The organism is Acidovorax sp. JHL-9, assembly GCF_000426205.1.
In the GTDB taxonomy this organism is placed as follows: domain Bacteria; phylum Pseudomonadota; class Gammaproteobacteria; order Burkholderiales; family Burkholderiaceae_C; genus Acidovorax; species Acidovorax soli.
Genome location: NZ_AUEX01000001.1, coordinates 140809 through 159890 on the forward strand (window position 1 = coordinate 140809; position 19082 = coordinate 159890).

General features: G+C 64.9%; 15 protein-coding genes. 9 read left to right on the forward strand and 6 right to left on the reverse strand.

Annotated features, from left to right (window positions below):
• Positions 1-58 precede the first annotated feature (58 nt).
• From K225_RS0100655 to K225_RS0100665, 3 genes are all read right to left on the reverse strand, one after another.
• Positions 59-2986 (reverse strand): aconitate hydratase, encoded by a 2928-nt coding sequence (locus tag K225_RS0100655; protein WP_026434601.1) that lies wholly within the window; start codon positions 2984-2986, stop codon positions 59-61.
• Positions 2987-3557: 571 nt separating this feature from the next.
• On the reverse strand, positions 3558-3845 hold the full coding sequence (locus tag K225_RS0100660) for an H-NS family nucleoid-associated regulatory protein (RefSeq protein WP_026434602.1): 288 nt from the start codon (positions 3843-3845) through the stop codon (positions 3558-3560).
• 126 nt (positions 3846-3971) lie between these two features.
• Positions 3972-5276, reverse strand: a complete 1305-nt coding sequence (locus tag K225_RS0100665; RefSeq protein ID WP_026434603.1) for a hemolysin family protein — start codon at positions 5274-5276, stop codon at positions 3972-3974.
• A gap of 24 nt (positions 5277-5300) precedes the next feature.
• Here K225_RS0100665 and K225_RS0100670 point away from each other — a divergent pair, with 24 nt between their 5' ends.
• Entirely contained in the window at positions 5301-6146 is an 846-nt protein-coding gene (locus K225_RS0100670; RefSeq protein ID WP_026434604.1) for a symmetrical bis(5'-nucleosyl)-tetraphosphatase, read from the forward strand.
• 11 nt (positions 6147-6157) lie between these two features.
• Here the strand turns inward: K225_RS0100670 and K225_RS0100675 are convergent, their stop codons facing one another.
• Both K225_RS0100675 and K225_RS0100680 read right to left on the reverse strand, forming a co-directional pair.
• Positions 6158-7198: an FAD:protein FMN transferase gene (locus K225_RS0100675; protein ID WP_026434605.1), complete on the reverse strand. Its 1041-nt coding sequence runs from the start codon at positions 7196-7198 to the stop codon at positions 6158-6160.
• Between the two features lie 12 nt (positions 7199-7210).
• Positions 7211-7627 carry a cytochrome c5 family protein gene (locus tag K225_RS0100680; protein ID WP_026434606.1) on the reverse strand — a complete coding sequence of 139 codons (417 nt, stop codon included), beginning with the start codon at positions 7625-7627 and terminating at the stop codon, positions 7211-7213.
• Between the two features lie 323 nt (positions 7628-7950).
• On the opposite strand from K225_RS0100680, the gene K225_RS21515 reads away from it, so the two are divergent.
• The 8 genes from K225_RS21515 (at position 7951) to K225_RS20095 (ending at position 17492) form a co-directional block, all read left to right on the forward strand.
• A complete protein-coding gene (locus K225_RS21515) occupies positions 7951-8322 on the forward strand; it encodes a DUF2946 family protein (RefSeq protein ID WP_081679564.1) in 372 nt (123 codons plus the stop codon).
• Positions 8323-8333: 11 nt separating this feature from the next.
• Entirely contained in the window at positions 8334-10259 is a 1926-nt protein-coding gene (gene nosZ, locus K225_RS0100690; protein WP_026434607.1) for a TAT-dependent nitrous-oxide reductase, read from the forward strand.
• Between the two features lie 63 nt (positions 10260-10322).
• Entirely contained in the window at positions 10323-12944 is a 2622-nt protein-coding gene (locus tag K225_RS0100695) for a NosR/NirI family protein (RefSeq protein WP_026434608.1), read from the forward strand.
• The gene (locus tag K225_RS0100700; protein WP_026434609.1) at positions 12941-14209 is read left to right on the forward strand and encodes a nitrous oxide reductase family maturation protein NosD; all 1269 of its coding nucleotides are present in this window, start codon (positions 12941-12943) and stop codon (positions 14207-14209) included. The genes K225_RS0100695 and K225_RS0100700 overlap by 4 nt, the downstream gene beginning before the upstream one ends.
• A complete protein-coding gene (locus K225_RS0100705; protein WP_026434610.1) occupies positions 14184-15125 on the forward strand; it encodes an ABC transporter ATP-binding protein in 942 nt (313 codons plus the stop codon). Before K225_RS0100700 ends, K225_RS0100705 begins: the two co-directional genes overlap by 26 nt.
• 29 nt (positions 15126-15154) lie before the next feature.
• A complete protein-coding gene (locus K225_RS0100710) occupies positions 15155-15970 on the forward strand; it encodes an ABC transporter permease (RefSeq protein ID WP_026434611.1) in 816 nt (271 codons plus the stop codon).
• Positions 15967-16560, forward strand: a complete 594-nt coding sequence (locus K225_RS0100715) for a nitrous oxide reductase accessory protein NosL (protein ID WP_051248547.1) — start codon at positions 15967-15969, stop codon at positions 16558-16560. The genes K225_RS0100710 and K225_RS0100715 overlap by 4 nt, the downstream gene beginning before the upstream one ends.
• Before the next feature lie 275 nt (positions 16561-16835).
• Entirely contained in the window at positions 16836-17492 is a 657-nt protein-coding gene (locus K225_RS20095; RefSeq protein ID WP_238323155.1) for a nitrous oxide reductase accessory protein NosL, read from the forward strand.
• 110 nt (positions 17493-17602) lie between these two features.
• On the opposite strand, the gene K225_RS0100725 is transcribed toward K225_RS20095, so the two are convergent.
• Positions 17603-19078, reverse strand: coding sequence for a DEAD/DEAH box helicase (locus K225_RS0100725; RefSeq protein WP_026434613.1), 1476 nt, complete (start codon positions 19076-19078; stop codon positions 17603-17605).
• Between the last annotated feature and the right edge of the window lie 4 nt (positions 19079-19082).

Below are 19082 nucleotides of genomic sequence, written 5' to 3' on the forward strand. Positions count from 1 at the left end.
CATTGTGCCGCGCACAGCCGGCGATCTGCCTGGAGTTGCCCGCGCGTGCGCGTTCCGGTCACGCGTCCGTGAGCAGCTGGCGCAGCACGAACGGAAGGATGCCGCCCGCGCGGTAGTAGTCCACTTCGATCGGTGTGTCGATGCGCAGGGTGACCACCACTTCCTGGCGCGCCCCGCCCTCGCGGTGGATGACCAGCGTGGCATCGCTTTGCGGCGTGAGTGCGGCATCGGGCAGCACATCGATCACCTCGCGGCCCGTGAGGCCCAGCGACTGCCACGAATCGGCGCCCTTGAACTGCAGCGGCAGCACCCCCATGCCCACCAGGTTGGAGCGGTGGATGCGCTCGAAGCTGCGCGCGACCACCGCCTTGATGCCCAGCAGCTGCGTGCCCTTGGCGGCCCAGTCACGGCTGGAGCCGGTGCCGTATTCCTCGCCGGCAAACACCACCGTGGGCGTGTTCTGCGCCATGTACTGCATGGCCGCATTGAAGATGAACATCTTCTGGCCCTGCAGTACCCCTTCGTTCTGGAACACCGTCACGCCGCCTTCTTCGCGCGAGCCGTCGGCAGTGGGTGCAACCATCAGGTTCTTGATGCGCACGTTGGCAAAGGTGCCGCGCATCATCACGTCGTGGTTGCCGCGGCGCGCGCCGTAGCTGTTGAAGTCGGCTTTTTGCACGCCATGCTGCAGCAGCCACTGGCCGGCGGGCGAGCTCTCCTTGATGGAGCCGGCGGGCGAGATGTGGTCGGTGGTGATGGAGTCGCCAAACAGCGCCATGATGCGGGCACCCTGTACGGATTCCGCGCCTTTTTGGCCGGCAGCGCTTTCACCGCCTGCGCTGGAAGCTACAGATTCCAGATCAAAATCCGCAAAGAACGGCGGCTCGGCGATGTAGGTGCTGGCCGGCCACACGTAGGTGTTGCCGGTCACGCCCTTGATCTTGCCCCACAGCTTGCCCGGGTCGCTGGCCACCTTGGCGTAGTTATCGCGGAAGGCCTTGCCCTTCATGGCGAACTTCATGAGCTGGTGAATTTCGTCGCTGCTCGGCCAGATGTCGCCCAGGTAGATGTCCTTGCCGCCCTTGCCCTGGCCGACCGGCTCGCTCATCAGGTCCTTGAGCACCGTGCCGGCAATGGCGTAGGCCACCACCAGCGGCGGGCTGGCCAGGAAGTTGGCCTTGAGGTTGGGGTGGATGCGCGCCTCGAAGTTGCGGTTGCCCGACAGCACGGCGGCGCACACGAGGTCGTTGCTGGTGATGGCCTCGTTGAGCTCGGGCGTGAGGTCGCCGGCATTGCCGATGCAGGTGGTGCAGCCGTAGCCCGCCAGCGCAAAGCCGAGCTTTTCCAGGTACGGCAGCAGGCCGGTTTCGCTCAGGTATTCGGTGACGATGCGCGAGCCAGGCGCCAGCGATGTCTTGATGTGCGGCGCTACCCGCAGCCCCGCCTCCACCGCCTTCTTGGCCAGCAGGCCGGCGGCCAGCAGCACGCTGGGGTTGCTGGTGTTGGTGCAGCTGGTAATGGCGGCAATCAGCACGTCGCCGTTGCCCACCGTGGGGTCGGCGCCCCGGGTGGGCAGCGTGGCCACGCTGGCCTGTTCGTGCGCGGTGGCCAGGGCGGGCTTGTTGGCCTCCATCTCGACCACGGAGCGCGGCGCGCCTGCAGGAATGGGCTGGCCGTCGGGCGTGGCCACGGTGGCAATTTCATCACGGCGGTGGATATGAAAGCGCGTATGCAGCAGCTCGGCCGGGCGGTTGAAACCGTTGTCGGCATTGGGCTTGCTGAACAGGTCGGCAAACTGGCCCGCCACCTTGCCCAGTTCGATACGGTCCTGCGGGCGCTTGGGGCCGGCCAGGCTGGGGGTGACACTGCCAAGGTCGAGCCTGACGACCTGCGAGTAATCCACCTCGCCCGCCAGCGGCACACCAAACAGGCCCTGGGCCTTGAAGTAGGCCTCAAAGGCTTCGATCTCGCCCTTGGTGCGGCCGGTGCCACGGAAGTATTCAATGGTCCGCTCATCCACCGGGAAGAAACCCATGGTGGCGCCATATTCGGGCGCCATGTTGCCGATGGTGGCGCGGTCGGGCAGCGCCAGGGTGCGCGTGCCTTCGCCAAAGAATTCGACGAACTTGCCCACCACCTTGTGCTGGCGCAACAGCTCGGTGACGGTGAGCACCAGGTCGGTGGCGGTGACGCCTTCGCGCAGCTGGCCGCTCAGCTCCATGCCCACCACGTCGGGCGTGAGGAAGTACACGGGCTGGCCCAGCATGGCGGCCTCGGCCTCGATCCCGCCCACACCCCAGCCCACCACGCCAATGCCGTTGATCATGGTGGTGTGGCTGTCGGTGCCCACCAGGGTGTCGGGGTAGAAAACGCCGTCCTTGCGTTGGTGCACGCCACGCGCCAGGTACTCCAGGTTGACCTGGTGCACGATGCCAAAGCCCGGGGGCACCACGCCAAAGGTGTCAAAGGCCTGCATGCCCCATTTCATGAATTCGTAGCGCTCGCGGTTGCGCTCGAATTCGAGCTTCATGTTCAGATCGAGCGAGTTCTTCTTGCCATAGTGATCGACCATGATCGAGTGGTCCACCACCAAGTCCACCGGCACCAGCGGTTCGATCTTCTTGGGGTTCTTTCCCAGCTTGGCGGCCACGCTGCGCATGGCGGCCAGGTCGGCCAGCAACGGCACGCCGGTGAAGTCCTGCAGCACCACGCGCGAGACGACAAACGGGATCTCGTCCTTGCGCGCAGCCTGCGGCGCCCAACGGGCCAGCTGCTGCACATGCTCGGTGGTCACCTTGCGGCCATCACAGTTGCGCAGCACCGATTCGAGCACGATACGGATCGACACGGGCAAGCGGCTGACCTGCGGAAACTGCTTGGCCAGTGCGGGCAACGAATAGAACTGCCCCGACTTGCCGGACGCGGTCTTGAACTTCTTCAGCGTGGGCGCAAAAGCGTGGCGGGCGGGCTTGGACGACGATGCCATGGCGAACTCCTGTGAGGGACAACAAGAGGCCATTCTGGCAGCGCCGCATGGCGGCGCAATGCCTGGGGTCATGCAGACGGGCGCGTACCGACCAACCCATGCGGGGGCTGCCTCCGATTCCGCCCCGAGCGGATCGGGCATCCTGCATGAATACCCCATTGCCGCCATCGCGCGCAGGGTGTAACACCTGGTATCAAAGGCAATGCGCGCACTGAATAGAAAACCCGATCCATTGCAGGCCCATTCCATTCAAGCCTGTACAGAACCCGCGACTGCCATTCGCGGCGATATATGTGGTGAGGGTAATGCCCCATTGCTTGCCAACACACCATGGCGCGGGCGATCCATCCGCACACCCACGGCATGGGGTGCACCCACCGATGCCACACCGTGCGGGAACTGGCCGTGGAATCCATCCAGGAAGCCACGATTTACATGGCCGACACAGGGACAATTCGCCCCTGCGCTTGCCCCCGGAGAAGGCGCCGCGCCCCTTCATTCTGGCGCGGTGCATGGCCCATAAAAAAAGCCCGCATCGGCGGGCTTTTTTTGGGCGAATACGCAGCCTGGATTAAATCGCAAACTGCTCGCGGTTCTCGTTCTGAATCCACTTTGGTGGTTTGCCGCGTCCGGTCCAGGTTTGACCCGTGGCGGGATTGCGGTATTTGGGGGCCACCTTGGAACCCGCGCTGGCACTGCGCGCCCGGCCAGCGGGAAAAACGTCCTGCGCCGTCAGGCCAAACTCCGCGACCAGGGCGCGAACCTGCGCAACAGCTTCAGACAGCTCGTTGCGCCGGGCTTCATTGATCTTGCGCTCAAGGTCTTCACGCTGCTTCAGGAGTTCTTTGTAGCTGGACATGGTGTGTGATTAAAGGTAATTGCGAAGGAGCCTGCATTATAGGAATAATGCGCGGATTTGTACACGCCGAGTCACATTGAGGCTGATTTCACCCGTAATTTTCAACACGGGAACGGTACTGGATATTCAAATCCTCTCCAACTGTTGATCGGGTTGCGCGAGCACCTTATCAATACGCTTGCCATCCAGGTCCAGGATTTCGAATATCCACCCGGCGCAGGCAATACGCTCTGCAACCGCCGGCAAATGGCCTGATTCGGCCATCAAAAGGCCTGCCAGCGTGTTATAGCGGCCGCGGTCTTCTTCAGGCAAATCCCGAATATCGAGCCGCGCCTTGAGTTCCGTCACGGGCATCAAACCATCCAGGAGCCAGGTACCATCGTCGCGCAGGGTTGCCCAGGCATCGGCCGATGCGCCCGGCTGCAGCTCCCCGGTAATGGCTTCCAGCAAATCACGCGGCGTCATGATGCCCTGCACCACGCCGTATTCATCCACCACAAAGACCATGCGGCCCGACCGGGCGCGGAACTGTTCGAGCAACTCCATGCCGCTCAGGGTTTCAGGCACGAAGGATGCAGGCTGCGCATAAGACTCCACGGTTCCGGACGCCTCGGGGCCCAGTTCCAGCATGCGCGCCACGCTGATCACGCCCACCACTTCGTCCAGGGAGGCACGGCACACCGGGTACCAGGAATGGGCGCCATGCTCGCCGCCCGTGCCCGCCATGCGCAGGCCTTCGAGCACTGTCAGGCCGGCATCGAGCCATTGCACATCGGTGCGCGGCACCATCAGCGAGGTCAGGGGCCGGTCGTCGAGACGGAACACGTTCTGCACCATCTGGTGCTCATGGTGCTCGATCACCCCCGCATCGCGCCCCTCCTCCAGGCTGGCGGCAATTTCCTCCTCGGTCACCATCCGGCCGGCATCGTTGTCCACCCGCAGCAGCTTGAGCACCCCCTGGGTGGACAGCGACAGCAGCCGCACGAAAGGCTTGGCGCCCTGGGCCACCCAGGTCATGGGACGCGCCACGAAACGCGCGACGGTTTCAGGGTAAAGCTGGCCAATGCGCTTGGGCACCAGCTCGCCAAACACAATGGTGATAAAGGTGATCACCGTCACCACGATGGCCGTGGCGCTCACGCTGGCAGCGCTTTCCGGCACCCCCAGCGTCTGCAGCCACAGGCCCAGGTCGTCGCTGAAAGCGGCCTCGCCAATAATGCCGTTGAGCATGCCGATGGAGGTAATGCCCACTTGCACCGACGACAGGAACTGCGTGGGATTGTCGAGCAAGGTCAGGGCCGCCTGCGCGCCCTTGTCGCCGCCTTCTGCCATGGCAACGAGCCGGGATTTGCGACTGGACGCCAAGGCCAGTTCCGACATGGCGAACACGCCATTGAGCAGTGTCAGCAGCGTGATCAGCAGAAAATCCATGAATCAAAAGGTAAGAAGAACACCATGGCACTTTACTGTATTGGCGATATCCAGGGTTGCGACCGCGCACTGGGGCGCCTGCTGGATCTGATCGATTTTTCGGCGAGCCGCGACACCGCCTTCCTGCTGGGCGATCTCGTCAACCGCGGCCCCGACTCCGCTGCCGTGCTGCGCCGCTGCATGGCGCACGGCGATGCCCTGCGCCCCCTGCTGGGCAACCATGACCTGCACCTGCTGGCGACCGCCCATGGCGCCCGCAAACCCTCGCGGCGCGACACACTGGCCAACGTGCTCGATGCCCCGGACCGGGATGCGCTGCTGCAATGGCTGCGCCTGCAGCCGCTGGCCCGCCAGCATGACCACGGGGGCAAGCCTTTGCTGATGGTGCACGCCGGAGTGCTGCCCTCCTGGGATGCCGCGCAAACCCTGGATCTGGCCGACGAAGTGCACCGCGTCTTGCGGAGCGCCGATCTGCCCGCATTCCTGCGGCAGATGTACGGCAATACCCCGGACCACTGGGACGACTCCCTGACCGGACCGGACCGCCTGCGCGTGGTCGTGAATGCACTCACACGACTGCGCTTTTGCTCGGAGCGCGGGGTGATGGATTTCGACAGCACCGAGAGCGCCAGTGCGGCGCCCCCCGGGCTGATGCCCTGGTTTGACGTGCCCGGTCGTGGCACGGCCCATACCCTGGTCGCGTTCGGACATTGGTCCACCCTGGGCTGGCTGAACCGCCCCCACTGCCTGGGCCTGGACACGGGCTGCGTGTGGGGTGGCTGCCTGAGCGCGGTGCGCTTTGGCAGCTCTCTGGACGAGCGCGAACTGCTGCAGGTGCACTGCGAGCAGGCGCAGGCCCCTGGCGCCTGAAGCAATCGCGCTCAGGCAACTCCACGCGCCAGCGCGGCCGCCATGCCCGCGGAATACCACGCACGGCCATCGCCCGCGACCATCAGCGCCTCCACCCCCGGCTGGCGCGCTACCAGTGCCTGCCCGGCCTGTGCGCCCTGCACCATCAGGGCAGCGCCCAGCCCATTGACTTGCGCCACATCGCGCGCCAGCAGGCTGACACCATGCACACCGACGGTAGGGTATCCCGTGCGGGGATCCAGAATATGGTGCACCCGCTTGCCGGCCGCGAAGAAGTAGCGCTCGTAGTCACCGGACGATGCCACCACCGCCGGCCCCTGCAAAGAGAGCGCCCCCAGCAGGCGCTCGGGTGCACGCGGATCACGCAGGCCCACGCGCCATGAACGCCCCTGCAGCTGTCCCATCACCAGGACATCGCCACCACCGTTGACGAGCGCATTGCCCACGCCCTGCTGGCGCAACACCCGCATGCCGGCTTCGAGGATGGGCAGCTTGGCAATGCCCCCGAGGTCCAGGGCCATGCCTTGCCGGGCCAGATAGGCCGTGCCCGCGGACTCGTCCAGCACCAGGCGGCGCGCGTCCACCAGCTGCCGTTGTTGGGCCACCAGACCCGCCGCGGGCACCGTCTGGTGGCCTTCTTCAAAGTTCCAGCCCTTGAGGGAGCCCACCGTGATGTCAAAGGCACCGCCGCTGAGCCGGAACATCTGCTGCGCCGTTTTCAGCACGCCCATCACCTCGCTCGGAACCGCGACGGGCAGGATGCCTGCAGCACGGCTGATGCGGCTGACTACGCTGTCAGGCCGGTAGCGGCTGAAAAGCGCCTGCAGCCGCTCCATCTCGGCATATGCCAGGTCGATGGCATGGCGCAGCATGGGCGCTTCGCCGCCGTCGGCCACGATATCGACCTGCGTGCCCATGAGGGCACGCGATCCCCGTTGCGGCGCCCCGAAAACCGGGGCCGCCGAAGCCCACGACACACACCCCAGCAAGGGCAGTGCCATGGCCATACGGCGCCTGGTCAGGCTGAACACCGTCGATTCAGCGGATGTCATGGCGCGTCGCGGTCAGATGGACTGATCGGCCATGTAGTCCACAGCGGCCTTCACTTCGTCGTCGGTCAGGGTGGAGCCGCCGCCGCGCGCGGGCATCATGCCCTTGGCGCCCGTGAAGCCCTCGATGGCGTGCTTGTACAGCGTGTCCTTGCCCTGGGCAATGCGCGGACCCCAGTCGGCCTTGTCGCCGGGCTTGGGAGCACCTGCCACGCCTGCGGCATGGCACAAGGCGCAGGTTTTTCCAAACACACTCTTGCCGACCGTGTTCTCGGCCACGGGTGCGGGCGCTGCGGCGGGAGCAGGCGCAGGAGCAGCAGCCGGGGTGGGGGCGGGAGCCGGCGCAGCCGCTTCCGTCGATTTCTTGTCGCCACAGGCACCGAGCGCCAAAGAGATTGCCGCGATGGCGAGCAGGCCAGATAGTTTTTGCATGGGGGTTTTCCTGTTCTGAAGGTCAATAAAAGAAGCAGCTGGCAGGTTCTGCACGGGCTGTGCTGCGCCCTATACACCAAGGTACCAAGGCGCCGCCTTGGCCTGCAGACCAACGGCTTGGTTCGCTCACACTTTCCAAGGCACCCGATCCTCATTCACACCCGTGGAAACGGTGCGCCTGGCAAGCATCATAAGAAGGATGCAATGGTTCATGCAATATGCGTAATATAGACCCGAAGGCTTGACAGCAGCCGCTCTTTCGGTTGTCATCATGTGACATAGATCAATTTGATTCATTTTGAATGAATCTATATTCGACCTCCATGTGCACTGTTCATCCAGCCTTGATCCGATCCCGTTGGTGGGTCTTGGCGTGGTTTCTGATGTCGCTCGGCGTGGCCACCGCGGCGCCCATGGTCCAGCCCAGGTTGACGGATACCGTCTGCTCCGCTTCCGGAGCCCCGAAGGTCATCATCCACACCGACGACGGAGCTGTCGAGCAAGCCGCTGCTGACGCGCTGCACTGCCCCCTGTGCCTTGTGGGCGGGGCACCTCCCAACACCGTGCTTGCGCTGCCGCCCACAACTCCTGCGGCAGCCGCCCAGCCTGTTTTTCCTCCTTTTTCCCGCGCTCCTGCCGCTACGGCAGCGCCACCACCGGCGCGGGCACCCCCGTTTTTTCCAAGCCAATCCTAAAGAGGTGAACCATGAGCGATAAGAGAGAAGTCAAACCAGAAACCGCCAGCATCGGCCGCCGTCGTTTCATCAATACCGCGGCACTGGCCGGCCTGACCGTCGGCGTAGCAGCTTGCAACGACAAACCAGCCAACGCACCCGCAGCAGCAGCGTCGGGCCCTGCCTCGGCACCTGCTGCCGCACACAGCGGCGCCAATGTGCACCTCAAGCCCGGCGAGCTCGATACCTACTACGGTCTGTGGAGCGGTGGCCATACCGGCGACATGCGTGTTCTGGGCCTGCCCTCGGGCCGTGAAATTCACCGCATTCCCTGCTTCACGCCGGATGCGCTGGTGGGCTGGGGTGTCACCAACGAATCCAAGGCCATCATGGGGACCAAGGCCGACGGCAGTCTGCGTTACACGGTGGCCGATACCCACCACACGCACGCCTCCTACAAGGACGGCAACTACGACGGCCGCTACGCCTGGATCAACGACAAGATCAACAGCCGCCTCGCACGCATCCGCCTCGACTACTTTGTCTGCGACAAGATCACCCAGCTGCCCAACGTGCAGGGCTTCCACGGCATCTTCCCCGACAAGCGCGACCCGGTCGATCCGGCCATCAACTACACCACGCGTGTGTTCTGCGGCGCCGAGTTCTCCATCCCGCTGCCCAACACCGGCAGCGAGGACGCCAGCAAGTACCGTTCGATGTTCACCTGCGTGGATGCCGAGACCATGGAAGTGCGCTGGCAGGTGCTGATCGACGGCAACTGCGACCTGACGGCCACCTCGTACGACGGCAAGCTCGCCGCCACGAATCAGTACAACGTCGAGATGGGCGCCAAGTATGAGGACATGATGTCCGCCGAGCGCGACGCCTGCCTGTTCTTCAACATTGCGCGCATCGAGGAAGCCGTCAAGGCCGGCAAGTTCAAGACCGTTGGCTCGTCCAAGGTACCCGTGGTCGATGGCACGCATGAAGCCAACAAGGACCCCAAGACCGCTCTGACCGCCTACGTCAGCGTGCCCAAGAACCCGCACGGCGTGAACGCCAGCCCCGACCAGAAGTACTTCATCTGCGCCGGCAAGCTCTCGCCCACCGCCACCGTGATCGAGCTGGCCAAGGTGCTCGACTGGTTCGACGGCAAGCTGGAAAAAGTCGACGACGCCATCGTCGCCGAGGTCGAAATCGGCCTGGGCCCGCTGCACACTGCCTTCGACGGCCGCGGCAACGCCTACACCACGCTGTTCCTGGACAGCCAGGTGGTGAAGTGGAACGTGGAAGCGGCCATCAAGTTCCATGCGGGTGACAAGAACGCCAAATACGTGGTGGACCGCCTGGACGTGCACTACCAGCCCGGCCACATCAATGCCTCACAGTCCGAGACCATTGCCGCCGACGGCAAGTTCCTGGCCGTGGGCTGCAAGTTCTCCAAGGACCGCTTCCTCCCCGTGGGACCGCTGCACCCCGAGAACGAACAGCTGATCGACATCTCGGGCGACAAGATGGTGCTGCTGGCCGACCACCCGGTGCGCGGCGAGCCGCACGACTTCATCATCTTCAAGCGCGACCTGGTCAAGCCCAAGCAGGTCTACAGCCTGGACGACTTCCCGCTGGCGGTGAAGGATGCCAAGGACTCCGGCGTGTTCCGCAACGGCAAGAAGGTCACGGTGAAGATCACCTCGCAGGCTCCGGCCTTCAGTCTGCGCGAGTTCAAGCTGAAGAAGGGTGACGAGGTCACGCTGATCCTGACCAACCTCGACAAGATCGAGGATTTGACGCACGGTTTCGCCATTCCGAACTACAACGTCAACTTCATCGTGAACCCGCTGGAAACCAAGTCAGTGACCTTCATTGCCGACCAGCCCGGCGTGTTCTGGTGCTATTGCACCCATTTCTGCCACGCGCTCCACCTTGAAATGCGCACGCGCATGATCGTGGAAGCCTGATAGGCGGGTTTACCGGGAGGTTTCGGCGCATGTGCGCCGGACCTCCCTTGACAGGAAAGCGTGATGACATTGCCAGGCCAACGGTTTGCGATCCTCGGGGTCGTTTTTTTTCTGGTGCTGTCGCTGTTTGCTCAGCGTGCCCAGGCGGGCGCCTATGAGGCGGAGTTGCCGGCGGAACTGGCCACTGCCAAGGACATGTGCGCCTTGCTGCCTTGCGCCGAGGTGTTTCCCGGGGCCCGGCATTTTTCTGAACGCAAGGGCCAGCCACCGTATGTGGAGGCCTATGACAACGATACCGCCCAGAAGAAGCTGCTGGGCTATGTAATGCTCTCGACCGACATCACCGACACGCCCGCCTATTCGGGCAAGCCGGTGGTGACGCTGATCGGCATGGACCTGCAGGGCCGTTTTGTCGGCGTGCAGGTGCTCAAGCATTCCGAGCCCATCCTGCTGCTGGGCATTCCCGAATCGGCCCTGGTCCATTTCAACAACCAGTACCTGGGCAAGTCGGTCAAAGACACGATCGAGGTCGGCCCTTCCCGGCCCGAAGAAAACGTGATCGGGGTGGACGCCATTTCCGGCGCCACCGTCACCGTGATCGCACAGAACCAGGTGATGATGATGTCGGGTGCTGCCGTGGCGCGGCAGACGGGCATCATCGAACCCACCGTGCGCGAGCCCGCACGTTTCACGGCCAGCGGGCAGCGTTACGACTGGGCGCAACTGGTCCAGTTGGGCCTGGTGCAGCGGCTGCTGGTCAAGCCCGAACAGGTGGGCCTGCCGCGCGACCCCGAACCCTTTATTGAGCTGTGGTTTGGCGATCTCAACCACCCGGACCTGGGGCGCAGCCTGCTGGGCGAGCGGGGCTATGACAATCTGCGCTCGCGTCTGCAGCCGCAGGAGAGCGCCTTTTTCATCATCCGCACGGCCGGGGTGGAGTCCTTCAAGGGCTCGGGCTTCGTGCGCGGCGGCATCTACGATCGCGTGCAGGTCAAGCAGGGCGCCGACTCGTTCACCTTCCGCGACCTCGATTCCTACAACCTCTACGGCCTGGAGGCCGCGGGTGCCCCGCGCTACAGCGAATCGGCCATCTTCGTGATCCGCTCTTCGGCCTTCTCCGCCGCCTTCCCCTGGAAGCTGGCCTTCCTGGGCAACCGCGTCGATCGTGCCACCGGCCACCGCAGCTTTGCGGTGTTCGAGTCCAAGTACTGGCTGCCCGCCAGCAGCCTGGAGGGCGGTCGCCCCAAGGTCGAGGAACCGGCGGCCCCCTGGGTGCGCATCTGGAAGTCACAGGCGCTGCCTATTTCCCTGTTCATCACTCTGCTGGTGGCCGTCACGGTGGTTTATGCATTGCGCGAAAAGCTCACGCGCCTGTCAACGCACAAGAACAAGTGGCCGGTCAACGGCTTCAAGTACACGTTCTGGGCCATCAGCATCTTCTGGGTGGGCTTTGGCTACATGGCCCAACCCTCCATCACGCAGGTGCTGACCTGGTTCCACGCGCTGCTGTTCCAGTGGACCTGGTCGCTGTTCCTGTCCGACCCGTTCATCTTCCTGTTCTGGATCTTCATCATCGTCACGGCGTTCCTGTTTGGCCGCGGCCTGTTCTGCGGCTGGATGTGCCCGTTCGGCTCGCTGCAGGAAGCCGTCTACAAGATTGCCCGGGCGCTGGGCCTCAAGCGCTTCCAGACCCAGCTGCCGCAGAAGTGGCATGACCGCCTGAAGTGGATCAAGTACGCCGTTTTCTTCTTCTTGCTTACCGTGTCCATGTTCTCCATGGGCCTGGCGGAAAAACTGTCCGAGGTCGAACCCTTCAAGACCACCTTCCTGGTCGGTGTGATGAACCGCGCCTGGCCCTACGGCCTCTTCGTGGCCGCCATCCTGGGCGTGTCCCTCTTCATCGAGCGGCCGTACTGCAAATACATCTGCCCGCTGGGGGCCTCGCTGGCCATGCCCAGCACCTTCCGCTGGTTTGGCCTCAAGCGCAAGCAGGACTGCAACAGCTGCAAGGCCTGCGCCGTGGGCTGCGGCGCACAGGCCATTGATGCCGATGGCCGCATCGACCACCGCGAGTGCCTGCACTGCCTTGACTGCATGATTTTGTACACCGACACCAAGGGCTGCCCGCCCCTGGCCAAGGAGCGCAAGCGCCGCGAAAAAGACGGCCTGGAGATCACGCCCATTGGCGCCAACGGCTACTTCATCCCCATCCACCCCGCCACGGTGCAAGACCAGATCTCGCCCAAGGCCAGGGACGGCGTCGATCCGCGCATGCCGACCGAGCGCATCCTGCCCGCACACAAGCGGGATGTGGGCCTGATCGCCTGGCTGTGGCTGGAGCTGCGCGACCACCTGTGGCCCTGGAGCCGCGAGGGCTGGACCAGCCAGCGCGCGCTGCAGGTCGCCGGTCTGGCGCTGGCCATTGCCGCCACCATCGCCTGGGTGCAGGGCGCGCTGGGCCACCTGTCCTCGGGCGCTATCATCGGCTGGTGGTTTGGCTGGAGCGTGTACGAGGTGCTGATCCGCCTCTCCGGCCGCCGCTATGTGAAAGACGGCCCCTGGTGGCGTGACCAGTACCGCGTCGCCGGTGTGATGGACATGATGAGTTATGTGGGGTTCAAGAACCTGATGATTGGCGCTGCGCTTTTCCTGGTGCTCAAGGCCCTGGGCTGGCTCATCGCATGAACATACTGAGCCACATGAGCCTGGCCCTGGCGCTGTGCATCGCCGGGGCCTGCCAGGCAGCCACCCTGAGCGTGCGCCCCAGCGATGACCTGGCTGCCACGGTGGCCAAGGCACAGCCGGGCGACGTGATCGAGGTGGCACGCGGCCTGTACCGCGCCAACCTGCGGATCGACAAACCCCTGACCCTGCGCGGCCTGGACCGGCCCACCATCAGCGGCGGCAGCCAGGGCGACACCATCCGCGTCACCGCCCCCGACGTGGTGATCGAGGGCCTCATCGTGCGCGACTCGGGCACCAACCTCAAGGACCAGAACGCCGGCATCTACATCTACCCCGGCGCGCACCGTGCCGTGGTGCGCCACTGCGATCTCACCTACAACCTGTTCGGCCTGTGGATCGAGAAGTCCAACGACGTGCAGGTGCTGTCCAACACCATCACCGGGCTGCGCGATGTCAACTCGTCGCAGCGCGGCAATGGCGTGCAGCTGTACAACACCAAGGGCGCGCGCATCGAAAGAAACCACATCAGCTTCGTGCGCGACGCCCTCTACATCGATGTGTCGCACCACGCCATCTTCCGGGGCAACAAGCTGCACCACAGCCGCTACGGAACGCACTACATGAACTCCTACTACAACCTGTGGGAAGACAACGACACCTACCTGAACCGGGGCGGCCTGGCGCTGATGGAGGTGCGCGACCAGGTGGTTCGCAACAACCGCGCCTGGGGCAACACGGACCATGGAATCATGCTGCGCACCATGCAGGACTCGGTGATCGAAAACAATGTCGTGGCGGACAACGGCCGTGGCTTCTTCATCTATGACGTCGAATACATCCAGCTCAAGGACAACCTGGTGACAGGCAATGCCGTGGGCGTGCACCTGTCGGCGGGCTCCACCCGCAATGCGGTGGAGGGCAACGACTTCGTCGGCAATCGCGAGCAGGTCCGCTATGTGGGTTCCCGCGATGAGCGCTGGGGCACGCAACGCGGCAACTACTGGAGCAACTACCTGGGCTGGGACCGCGATGGCAACGGCGTGGGCGACGTGCCCTACGAAGCCAATGACATGGTGGACCGCCTGACCTGGCGCCATCCCACCATCAAGCTGCTGCTGGCAAGCCCCGCCGTGCAGGCCCTGCGCCTGGTGGGCCAGCAATTTCCCGTGCTGCGCGTGCCCACCGTGGTGGACCCCAAGCCCCGCATGCAGCCCAACCACCCCCAACGGAACCACTGGCGTGACACGCAACCCTCACAACGCTGACCCCTCCGCGCCCCCGGCGATCGAAGTGCGCGGTGCCCACAAGCATTACGGTGCGCTACACGCTGTGGACGGCATCGACCTGCGCGTGGAGCGCGGTGAGATTTTTGGCCTGATCGGCCACAACGGCGCCGGCAAGAGCACGTTGTTCAAGATGATCCTGGGCCTGGTGCCCGCCACCCGGGGCGAAATCCTCGTGAGCGGTGCCTCGGTGCACGGACGCGGCTTTCGCTCCGCGCGCCGCCACCTGGGTTACCTGCCGGAAAACGTGGTGCTGTATGACAACCTGAGCGGCCTGGAGACGCTGCATTTCTTCGCCCGGCTCAAGGGCGCGCCACTGCAGCAATGCCCGGTGCTGCTGGACCGCGTGGGGCTGGCACAGGCCGCACACCGGGCCGTGCGTGAATACTCCAAGGGCATGCGCCAGCGCCTGGGGTTTGCCCAGGCACTGCTCGGCACCCCGCGCGTATTGCTGCTCGACGAGCCCACCAACGGCCTGGACCCGCAGGCCATCCGCGATTTTTATGCCACGCTGCGCAAACTGCAGACCGAGGGCGTGACCATCATCATCACCTCGCACATCCTCGCCGAGCTGCAGGAACGCGTGGACCGGCTGGCCATTCTGGCCACGGGCAAGCTGCAGGCGCTGGGCAGCGTGCAGGCCCTGCGCGAGCAGACGCAGATGCCGCTGACCTTTGCGCTGACACTGGCAGAGGTCGACCGCGCGCCCGTGGCCCAGGCCCTGGCGCAACTGCCCGGCATTACCACGACACCCTCCCCCGTCGGGCTGGACCTGGGTTGCCCGCGCGACGCCAAGATGGCCGTGCTGGGTGCGCTGGCGCCATTTGGCGCACGCGTGCGGGACCTGCACATCCATGAGCCCTCGCTCGAAGACGTTTTCTTCGGCTTCTCCGGCTGACCGGGCACCGCACCGATTCAAGATCCCCCATGGAACTGACACAAATCTTCACCATCGCCGCGAAAGAGTTTCGCGACCGCATGCGCAACCGCTGGGTGCTGGCGGTGGCCCTCGTGTTCACCGTGTTCTCGCTGGCCATTGCCTACTTTGGCGGCGCACAGCAGGGCACGGTGGGTTTTCGCTCCATCGAATTCACCATTGCCAGCCTGGTCAGCCTGGTGATCTACCTGATCCCGCTGATTGCGCTGCTGCTGGGTTTTGATGCCATCGTGGGTGAACGCGAGCGCGGCTCGCTCGACCTGCTGCTGTCGCTGCCCATCACGCGGCTGGAGCTGCTGCTGGGCAAGTACCTGGGCCTGGCTGCAGCGCTCACCCTCTCCACCCTGGCGGGCTTCGGGCTGGTGGCCGTGCTGCTGTACCGGCAGTTCAGCTGGGCGGGCATGTTCCACTATGGCGGCTTCATGCTCAGCTCGGTGCTGCTGGGCCTGGCATTCCTGAGCATGGCCGTGCTGCTGTCGGTGCTGGCGCGCGAGCGCACGCGGGCCTCGGGCCTGGCCATCGCCACCTGGTTCTTCTTTGTGCTGGTGTTCGATCTGCTGCTGCTGGGCGCCCTGGTGGCCACCGGCGGCGCCTATGGCGGCGCAGCCATGGCCTATCTGTTGCTGCTCAACCCTGCGGACGTGTTCCGCATCCTCAACGTGTTCTCGCTGGAAGACGTGCGCACCCTGTACGGCCTGACCACCATCGTCCCCGAAGCATTGGCCAAGCCCTGGCTCATGGGGACCGTGATGCTCGGCTGGATCGTGGTGCCACTGGGCCTGGCAAGCTGGAGATTCAAACCATGACCCCTTATCTGTGTTCCTGCCGCCGCCACGCCGGTGCCGGCACCGCCGATGGCACGCGGCGCCAGCTGCTCGGCTGGGCCGCCCTGGCCTCGCTGGGTGCGCTGGGCCTGGGCGCCCTGTCCGGCTGCAAGGACCCGTCCAGCAGCGCACAGGCCCTGGCCCCGGTGGAGATCGATCGGTCCACCAGCTGCGAGCTCGACGGCATGCTGTTGGCCGACTACCCGGGCCCCAAGGCCCAGGTGCGCTTTGCGGGGCAGGAAAAACCCTCCTTCTTCTGCGACACCGTCGAACTCTTCAGCACCTTGCTGGCGGGCGAGCAGGTGCGCACTGTGCAGGCGGTGTATGTGCAGGACATGGGCCAGGCCGACTGGAATGCCCCCCAGGGCCACTGGATCGACGCCAAAACCGCTGTTTACGTGGTGGGTGGCAAGCGCCATGGCTCGATGGGGCCCACCATTGGCAGCTTTGCCCTGGAGGCCGACGCCCAGAAATTCGCGGCCGAATATGGTGGCAAGGTGCTGCGTTTTGCCGAGATCACGGCCGACATGGTGGACCTGAGCGGCGGAGCCCTGCACGACACCCGCATGTAGGAACCTGTTCAAAATCTTTTCGGAGATCGCATTGGAGTGCAATCGGGATGAGTGGATGCTTCGGATGTGCGGCATGGGCTGGTGCCCATGCCCGCAGCCGGGGCGTGCAATCGACCGATTTCACTCCAACCCTTCGGGCAAGTGCCTTGCCGGGCGGTCTGCGGCGTTGCCGCGCTTGCCAATAGCCGCGCTATTGGCTGCGCACCGCGCCTTGCATCCCATCCCGGCAAGGTACTTGTGCGACACCGAAAAGATCTTGAACAGGTTCTAGGCCCATGCACGTGCTGCAACACCCTCCCACCCGCCGCCAGGCCCTGTTGGCCGGGCTGGCAGGCATGGGCGCACTGGTGGCAGCAGCTGCCTGGAAGTTCTCTCCACCGGGTGCAGCTCTGGGTGCCGCCGGACAACCGCTGCCCGACGATGTCTGCGTGGTGGCACCGCCCACGCCCTTCGACCCCACCTCCGGCCTGCCGCTGGACGCGCCCCGCACCATCCCCCCGGATGCACGCTGCCCGGTGTGCGGCATGTACCCGGCACGGTCTGCCCCATGGGCGGCCCAGGCCATCTTCGCCAATGGGGATGCGCATTTTTTTGATTCCCCGCTGAGCCTGTTCCAGTACCTGGCCAGCGTGGCGCAGTACAGCCCGGGGCGCACGGCACGAGACCTGGTGGCCCGCTATGTCACCGACACGGAGACGGGTGCCTGGATTGCCGCCGACACAGCAATGTATGTGGACGGCTCCTCCGCCCGGGGGCCCATGCGCGCGGGCAACCTGCCCGCATTCGCCTCGGCCGAGGCGGCACGGCGCTTTGCCGGCCAGCGGGGCGGGCGTGTGATCGCTTTTGGGAATGTCGATGGCACCGTGCTGGAGCGGCTGGCACCTGCGCGCAGTCTGGCCCACAGTGCGCACCGACCACCGTTGGCAAAGTGATTGATAGCATGCAACGCTTGCTGCGCAAGCGCCAGTGGCCTACTCGCTGCAAAACGGCCAGGCCGGTTTCGCGGCGCATCCCACGCCTGCACCGCGGCCCGGCCAGGGGATTACTGGCCGGAGGTTTCCGGCTGAGCGGCTTTGAACAGCGCCGCCACCTTGCGCTTGGGCTTGATGTTGGCCGACACACTGCTGCGTGTGGGTGATTTGGCTGCGGCCTCCCAGGCGGGTGCTGCGGTGGCACTGCTCGCCTCGTACGGCTTCTCGAAAAACGGATCGCGCGAGGCCACTGCCGGACGAAAGCCCCGGTAGCTTTCACGCGGTTCACGGGGTCCGCGGCGCTCGCGCAGCGTCGGCGGGGGAATCCCGTCGCGCGGGTCACCCGTTTCGCCCGCTTCACGCCAGGCACGGCGGCCGTCATTGATGCGGCCACGGGGCCGGTCTTCGTCGTATTCGAGGGCCTCGATATCCAGCTTGGTCTTGAGCAGCTTCTCGATGTCGGCCACCAGACGGGCATCGCTGCCCGACACCAGGGTGACCGCCAGGCCCGATGCGCCCGCACGGCCCGTGCGGCCGATGCGGTGCACGTAGTCTTCGGCGTTGAACGGCACGTCGAAGTTGAACACCGCTGGCACATCCTTGATGTCCAGGCCGCGCGCCGCCACGTCGGTACACACCAGCAGATCGACCTCGCCGCTCTTGAAAGCTTCCAGGGCCTTCAGGCGCTCGTCCTGGCTCTTGTCGCCGTGCAGGGCGGCCGTCTTGAGGCCTTCGCGCTCCAGGCTGCGGGCCAGGCGCGCGCAGCCGAGCTTGCTGTTCACGAAGATGAACGCCTGCTTGATGCCACGCGTCTTGAGCACCTGGTGGATGGCGCGGCGCTTGTCGTCGTCAGTGGCGCTGTAAAAGCGCTGCTCCACCGTGGAGGCCGTTTCATTGGGGCGTGCCACCTCGATGGTGATTGGGTTTTGCAGGTAGCTGCCGGCCAGGCGCTTGATCTCGGGCGAGAAGGTGGCGCTGAACAGCAGCGTGGTGCGCTGCTTGGGCAAGTAGCTCAGGATGCGCTGCAGGTCGGGCAGGAAGCCGATGTCCAGCATGCGGTCGGCCTCGTCGAGCACCACGTACTCGACCTGGTTGAGCACCGCATTCTTGGCTTCGATGTGGTCGAGCAGGCGGCCTGGCGTGGCCACCAGCACCTCGACGCCCTTTTTCAGCTCGATGGTCTGGGGCTTCATGTCCATGCCGCCGAACACCACGGTGCTGCGCAGCTTGGTGTATTTGGCATACAGCGCAATCTGCTGGGCCACCTGGTCGGCCAGTTCGCGCGTGGGCAGCAGCACCAGGGCGCGCACCGGGTGGCGGGCGGGAGAGGTGGAGCTGCTCTCATGCTTGAGCAGGCGCTGCAGCAGGGGCAGCGAGAACGCCGCCGTCTTGCCGGTACCGGTCTGGGCGGCACCCATCACGTCCTGGCCGGTGAGCACCACCGGAATGGCCTGCGCCTGGATGGGCGTCATGGACTCGTAGCCCATTTCGGCCACGGCGCGCGCCAGCGGCTCGGCCAGCGATAGATTGGAAAAAGAACTTGTCATTTAG